Raw genomic sequence first — 6,272 nt, 5'->3', positions numbered from 1 at the left:
GTGTCAACGAAGGCGTGCTGCCCGTGTTCAGCTTCATCGGCAATGCGGCCATGCACCCGCGCCAGATGCCTTGCTGGATCACCCACACCAACGAGCGCACGCACGACATCATCCGCAGCGGCTTTGACCGCAGCCCCATGTTCACGGGCAAGATCGAGGGCGTGGGCCCGCGCTACTGCCCCAGCGTCGAGGACAAGATCAACCGCTTTGCCGACAAGGATAGCCACCAGATCTTCCTGGAGCCCGAAGGCCTGACCACCAACGAGTTCTATCCCAACGGCATCTCCACCAGCCTGCCCTTCGACATCCAGTACGCACTGGTGCGCAGCATGAAGGGGCTGGAGAACGCGCACATCCTGCGCCCCGGCTACGCCATCGAGTACGACTACTTCGATCCGCGCTCGCTCAAGAGCAGCTTCGAGACGCGCCAGATCCAGGGCCTGTTCTTCGCCGGCCAGATCAACGGCACGACCGGCTACGAGGAAGCGGCGGCCCAGGGCCTGTTCGCCGGCCTCAACGCCGCGCTGCAGTGCCGCGGCCAGGAAGCCTGGCTGCCGCGCCGCGACGAGGCCTACCTGGGCGTGCTGGTCGATGACCTGATCACCAAGGGCGTGACCGAGCCCTACCGCATGTTCACCAGCCGCGCCGAGTTCCGGCTGCAGCTGCGCGAGGACAACGCCGACATGCGCCTGACCGAGGCCGGCCGCGCCATGGGCCTGGTCGACGATGCGCGCTGGGATGCCTTCAGCCGCAAGCGCGATGCTGTTTCACGTGAAACAGAGCGCCTGAAGTCCACCTGGGTCAATCCGCGCATCGTCGCACCCGAGGAATCGGAGCGTGTGCTGGGAAAGTCCATCGAGCGCGAGTACAACCTGTTCGACCTGCTGCGCCGCCCCGATGTGGGCTATGGCAAGCTGATGAGCCTGAACGAGGGCCGCTATGCCTCGGCCGATGTGCAGCCCGAGGTGCTGGGCGATCTCAGCGGCGCCGTGGTCGAGCAGGTGGAGATCGCGGCCAAGTACGCAGGCTACATCGACCGCCAGAAGGACGAGGTGCAGCGCGCCGCCCACTTCGAGAACCTGCGCCTGCCGGCCGAACTGGACTATATGCAGGTGCCGGCCCTGTCATTCGAGGTGCGCCAGTCGCTGCAAAAGCACAGGCCCGAGACGCTGGGCCAGGCGTCGCGCATGTCGGGTGTGACGCCCGCTGCGATCTCGTTGCTCATGGTCCACCTGAAGAAGGGCGGCTTCCGTGGTTTCGCTGCCGACGCGCAGGGCGAGGAGATCTCCGCATGAGCCAGGATCTGCGCATCCCTCTCGAAGCCGGCCTGCGGGCGCTGGGCCTGGAGCTTTCCCCCGCCCAGGTCGATACGCTGATGGAATTCCAGGCCCTGCTGGGCAAGTGGAACAAGGTCTACAACCTCACGGCCGTGCGTGATCCGCAGGAGATGCTGACCCATCACCTGCTCGACAGCCTGGCCGCCGTGCCGGCCCTGCAGCGCCATCTGGCACAGATGCCTGCGCGCGAAGGCCGCACCGCCATGCTGGACGTGGGCTCGGGCGGCGGCCTGCCCGGCGTGGTCTTTGCCGTCTGCTGCCCGCAGATCGACGTGCACTGCGTGGACACGGTGGGCAAGAAGGCCGCCTTCATCCAGCAGGCGGCGGCCACGCTGCGCCTGCCCAACCTGCGCGGCATCCACAGCCGTGTGGAGCAGCTGACCACGCGCTATCCGCTGATCAGCTGCCGCGCCTTTGCCTCGCTGGTGGACTTCACCGGCTGGTCGCGCCAGGCGCTGGCGGAGGGCGGCACCTGGCTGGCCATGAAGGGCAAGCACCCCGACGATGAAATCGCCGCGCTGCCTGCCGACGTGCAGGTGTTTCACGTGGAACCATTGAAGGTGCCGGGCCTGGATGCCGAGCGCTGCATCCTCTGGCTGCGCGTTGCCGCCTGATTTTTTACCGAATGGCACACTGCCGCGTTGCGGCGGGGCCATGTTCCCCATGCGCTGGCCATGGCCCTCGCATAAACTCCCAGCTTTCATAGCTCAGGGGTCAGCATGTTCGGCATCTCCGATTTCAGCGCATTCGTTGTTGCCATTCTTCTGTTCCTGCTGATTCCGGGGCCGGGCAATCTGGCGCTGATCACCTCCACCGGCAAGGGCGGCATACGTGCCGGAATGGCGGCCTGCGCCGGCGTGCTGGCAGCCGACCAGGTGCTGATCTGGCTGGCGGTGGCGGGCGTGGCCGCGCTGCTGGCCTCCTATCCCGCGGCCTTCCATGCCGTGCAGTGGCTGGGCGCCGCCTACCTGGGCTGGCTGGGTTTCAGGATGCTCACCGCCAGGCCCGGCGACAAGCCCGTGCTGCACATCGAGCCGCGCCACTACTTTCGCCAGGCCGGCCTGATCACCCTGATGAACCCCAAGTCCATCGTGTTCTACATGGCCTTCTTCCCGCTGTTCGTGGACCCTGCAAGCCACCAGGGCCTGCTCACGTTCGCGGTGATGGCGGCCACGGTGGCCGTGCTGACCTTTCTCTACTGCCTGATCGTGGTGCTGCTCACCGCGCATCTGGCCGAGCGCATGCGCGCCAATCCTGCGGTTTCCCGGGTTCTCGAAAAGACTGCGGGCGTGTTCCTGATCGGTTTTGGCCTCAAGCTGGCCATCGCCAAATAAGCGTGTAAATACCATGGCCAAAATCTTCTGTGTCGCCAATCAAAAGGGCGGGGTCGGCAAGACCACCACCGCCGTCAACCTTGCAGCGGGCCTGGCCAAGGTCGGCCAGCGCGTGCTGCTGATCGACCTGGACCCGCAGGGCAATGCCACCATGGGCTCGGGCGTGGACAAGCGCGCGCTGGAGTTGTCGGTCTACGACGTGCTGCTGGAGAACGCCAGCGTCAAGGAAGCCGCCGTGCGCTCCGAGGCCGTGGGCTACGACGTGCTGGGCGCCAACCGCGAACTCAGCGGCGCCGAGATCGAGCTGGTCACCCTGGAGCGCCGCAACGAGCGCCTGAAGGGCGCCCTCAAGGCAGCCGATGCCGACTACGACTTCGTGCTGGTGGACTGCCCGCCCAGCCTGTCCATGCTCACCTTGAACGGCCTGTGCGCGGCCCATGGCGTGGTCGTGCCCATGCAGTGCGAGTACTTCGCGCTCGAAGGCCTGACCGACCTGGTCAACACCATCAAGCAGGTGCACGCCAACATGAACCCCGACCTGCAGATCATCGGCCTGCTGCGCGTGATGTTCGATCCGCGCACCACGCTGCAGCAGCAGGTCAGCGACCAGCTCAAGGAGCACTTCGGCGACAAGGTCTTCGACACCGTGATCCCGCGCAACGTGCGCCTGGCCGAGGCGCCCAGCTATGGCGTGCCTGGCGTGGTCTTCGACCCGGGCGCCAAGGGCAGCAAGGCCTTCATCGATTTCGCGCACGAGATGGTGCGCCGCATCAAGAAGATGTAGCCATGCAAGGTTCACATGAAGCGGCAGAGCAGGGCGTGCCGACCGGGTGGGCCGCCGAGGACGTCTGGCTGCTGCCCGGCTGGCAGAACTCGGATGCCGATCACTGGCAAAGCCGCTGGGAGCAGCGCCACGGCTACCGCCGCCTGGAGCAAAACGACTGGGACCGCCCGCTGCGCGGCGACTGGAGCGCCAGGCTGCAGGAGACGGTGCTCGACGCGCCGCGCCCCGTGGTGCTGGTGGCGCACAGCCTGGGCTGCATCCTTGTGGCCTGGTGGGCGGCGCATTCTCCGCTGGCCGCCCGCAAGGTGCGCGGCGCGCTGCTGGTGGCCCCCGGCGATACCGAGCAGCCCCAGCTGCGCGAGCAATTGCCGGGCTGGTCGCCGGTGATGATGCAGCGCCTGCCGTTTGCCTCCATCGTGGTCGGTAGCGACAACGACATTTACTGCAGCGCCCAGCGCGTGCAAGCCATGGCCTATGCCTGGGGCGCACGCTTCGTCGACGCAGGGCCTTCGGGCCATCTCAACACGGCCAGCGGGCTGGGCGACTGGGACAGCGGACACGCGCTGCTGGCATCGCTTTGACAAGGACAACACCATGGTGACCAAGAAACCCAAGGGACTGGGACGCGGGCTGGAAGCCCTGCTCGGACCCAAGGTCCACGACAAGGAAGAGGGCGGCGGACCGGTGGCCGAGACCGGCCTGCCCAGCATCCTGCAGCTCGACGTCATGGTGCCCGGCCAGTACCAGCCGCGCACCCACATGGACGAGGGCGCGCTCTACGAGCTGGCCGAAAGCATCAAGGCCCAGGGCATCATGCAGCCCATCCTGGTGCGCCGCCTGGCCAAGGGCGAGCACGCCGGCAAGTACGAAATCATCGCGGGCGAGCGGCGCTTCCGTGCGGCCCGCATCGCCGGCCTGGCCGAGGTGCCGGTGCTGGTGCGCGAGGTGCCAGACGAGGCCGCCGCCGCCATGGCGCTGATCGAGAACATCCAGCGCGAGGACCTGAACCCGCTGGAAGAGGCCCAGGGCCTGTCGCGCCTGGTCAAGGAATTCGGCCTCACGCACGAGCAGGCGGCCCAGGCCGTGGGCCGCTCGCGCAGCGCGGCCACCAACATCCTGCGCCTGCTCAACCTGGCCGATCCGGTGCAGACCATGCTCATGGCCGGCGACATCGACATGGGCCATGCGCGCGCCCTGCTGTCGCTGGACCGCGCAGCCCAGATCACGGCCGGCAACCAGATCGCGGCCAAGAAGCTGTCGGTGCGCGAGGCCGAGGCCCTGGTCAAGAAGATCGGTGCCGACTTCAGCCTGGTGCGCCAGAAGTCCAAGAAGGACGGCAAGTCGCGCGACATCAAGCGCGTGGAAGAGGAGCTGTCCGACCTGCTCATGGCCGATGTCGAAGTGCGCATCAAGAAGTCCGTGCGCCGTGGCGGCAAGCTGCAGGAAATGGGCGAAGTGGCGATCCAGTTCGGCTCGCTCGATGCGCTCAACGGGCTGATCGAACGTTTGCGCGGTGATGCCCCCGAGTGATGACAACAGCTTGTAACCGTCTGTCATCTGTCGTTCTCCAGCAAAGCAGCGCTTTTTCGCAAGGGTGAATCCCGGTATATTTGCGCGCTGTCATGCGGGGTAATTGTGTGTAATCGATGGCTGGCGACGCCGCCAGGCCGTGGACGCCCATCGCCCTGGCGCTGATTCACCTAGACCAGACCCGAGAGGATTACAACGTGAAGAAGTATCTTGCCCTGACCGCCATCGCTGCCGTGGCGCTGACTGGCTGCGCAACCACCGACATGCGCATGGGTTCGCCCGAAGCCAAGACCGTGGCCACCGGCGCCGCAGGCGGTGCCAGCGCCGAGAACGCCAATACCGAGCTGGAGCGCTGCGACTCCTCGCTGGGCACCATCTCCCTGGTCGAGAACCAGACCGCGGGCTGGTACACCATCCTCACCCAGCAGTACCGCCTGCCCCCCACCTCGCAGCTGCTGCGCCTGATGATCCAGCAGTCCAACTGCTTCATCGTCGTGGAACGCGGCGCGGCCGGCATGGGCGCCATGGCACGCGAGCGCGCGCTGATGGACTCGGGCGAGATGCGTGGCGGCAGCAACCTGGGCAAGGGCCAGATGGTGGCCTCCGACTACGGCCTGTCCCCTGAAGTGATCTTCAACCAGAGCGATGCCGGTGGCATGGGCGGCGCCATCGGCGGCCGCGCAGGCGGCATCTTCGGCGCGCTGGCGGCAGCCACCAAGACCCGCGAGGCCTCGGTCATGCTGGCCCTGGTGGACAACCGCTCGGGCGTGCAGGTCTCGGCTTCCGAGGGCTCGTCCTCCAAGACCGATTGGGGCGGCATGGGCGCGCTGTTCGGCGGCTCCGCCGGCGCCTCGCTGGGCGGCTACACGCGCACGGCCGAGGGCAAGGTGATCGCCGCCGCCTTCATGGACGCCTACAACCAGATGGTTCGCTCGCTGCGCAACTACAAGGCGCAGACCGTGAAGGGCCAGGGCCTGGGCGGCGGTGGACGCCTGGGCGTGGACGGCGGTGCCGCACCGTCGCAGACATCGGCTCCGGGCGCCAATGCCGCCGGCATGTCGCTGCGCGCTGCCCAGCAAAAGCTCAATGCCCTGGGCTATACCGCCGGCACGCCTGACGGCGCCATGGGCAAGAACACCCAGAACGCCCTGCGCGAGTTCCAGCGCGACCAGAGCCTGCCGCAGACCGGCCGCCTCGACCGTGCCACCTCGCAAGCACTGCAACAGCAATGAGATGCAGCACCCCCTGAGTCGCTTCGCGCCTTCCCCCTCTCCTGCGGGAGGGGGG

General features: G+C 67.1%; 7 protein-coding genes. All 7 read left to right on the top strand.

Annotated features, from left to right (window positions below; genetic code table 11):
- On the top strand, window positions 1-1,295 hold a 1,295-nt coding region (gene mnmG / locus A9976_RS08915; protein ID WP_183018696.1), incomplete at its 5' end, for a tRNA uridine-5-carboxymethylaminomethyl(34) synthesis enzyme MnmG.
- Window positions 1,292-1,951 carry a 16S rRNA (guanine(527)-N(7))-methyltransferase RsmG gene (gene rsmG / locus A9976_RS08910; RefSeq protein ID WP_183018695.1) on the top strand — a complete coding sequence of 220 codons (660 nt, stop codon included), beginning with the start codon at window positions 1,292-1,294 and terminating at the stop codon, window positions 1,949-1,951. The genes mnmG and rsmG, both read left to right, overlap by 4 nt.
- Before the next feature lie 105 nt (window positions 1,952-2,056).
- On the top strand, window positions 2,057-2,671 hold the full coding sequence (locus tag A9976_RS08905) for a LysE family transporter (RefSeq protein WP_183018694.1): 615 nt from the start codon (window positions 2,057-2,059) through the stop codon (window positions 2,669-2,671).
- A gap of 13 nt (window positions 2,672-2,684) precedes the next feature.
- The gene (locus A9976_RS08900; protein WP_183018693.1) at window positions 2,685-3,455 is read left to right on the top strand and encodes a ParA family protein; all 771 of its coding nucleotides are present in this window, start codon (window positions 2,685-2,687) and stop codon (window positions 3,453-3,455) included.
- Between the two features lie 2 nt (window positions 3,456-3,457).
- Complete coding sequence (locus A9976_RS08895) at window positions 3,458-4,036, top strand: alpha/beta hydrolase (RefSeq protein ID WP_183018692.1); 579 nt, start codon at window positions 3,458-3,460, stop codon at window positions 4,034-4,036.
- Window positions 4,037-4,049: 13 nt separating this feature from the next.
- Window positions 4,050-4,985 carry a ParB/RepB/Spo0J family partition protein gene (locus A9976_RS08890; RefSeq protein WP_183018691.1) on the top strand — a complete coding sequence of 312 codons (936 nt, stop codon included), beginning with the start codon at window positions 4,050-4,052 and terminating at the stop codon, window positions 4,983-4,985.
- Window positions 4,986-5,182: 197 nt separating this feature from the next.
- The gene (locus tag A9976_RS08885) at window positions 5,183-6,217 is read left to right on the top strand and encodes a peptidoglycan-binding domain-containing protein (protein WP_183018690.1); all 1,035 of its coding nucleotides are present in this window, start codon (window positions 5,183-5,185) and stop codon (window positions 6,215-6,217) included.
- Window positions 6,218-6,272 lie beyond the last annotated feature (55 nt).

This window comes from Delftia sp. UME58, assembly GCF_014170385.1.
GTDB lineage: Bacteria > Pseudomonadota > Gammaproteobacteria > Burkholderiales > Burkholderiaceae_C > Comamonas > Comamonas acidovorans.
This window is presented reverse-complemented; position numbering and strand designations above follow the sequence as displayed.

Coding starts and splice junctions, on each gene's coding strand:
- rsmG (WP_183018695.1), top strand. CDS start 1,292: ATGAGCCAGGATCTGCGCATCCCTCTCGAAGCCGGCCTGCGGGCGCTG.
- A9976_RS08905 (WP_183018694.1), top strand. CDS start 2,057: ATGTTCGGCATCTCCGATTTCAGCGCATTCGTTGTTGCCATTCTTCTG.
- A9976_RS08900 (WP_183018693.1), top strand. CDS start 2,685: ATGGCCAAAATCTTCTGTGTCGCCAATCAAAAGGGCGGGGTCGGCAAG.
- A9976_RS08895 (WP_183018692.1), top strand. CDS start 3,458: ATGCAAGGTTCACATGAAGCGGCAGAGCAGGGCGTGCCGACCGGGTGG.
- A9976_RS08890 (WP_183018691.1), top strand. CDS start 4,050: ATGGTGACCAAGAAACCCAAGGGACTGGGACGCGGGCTGGAAGCCCTG.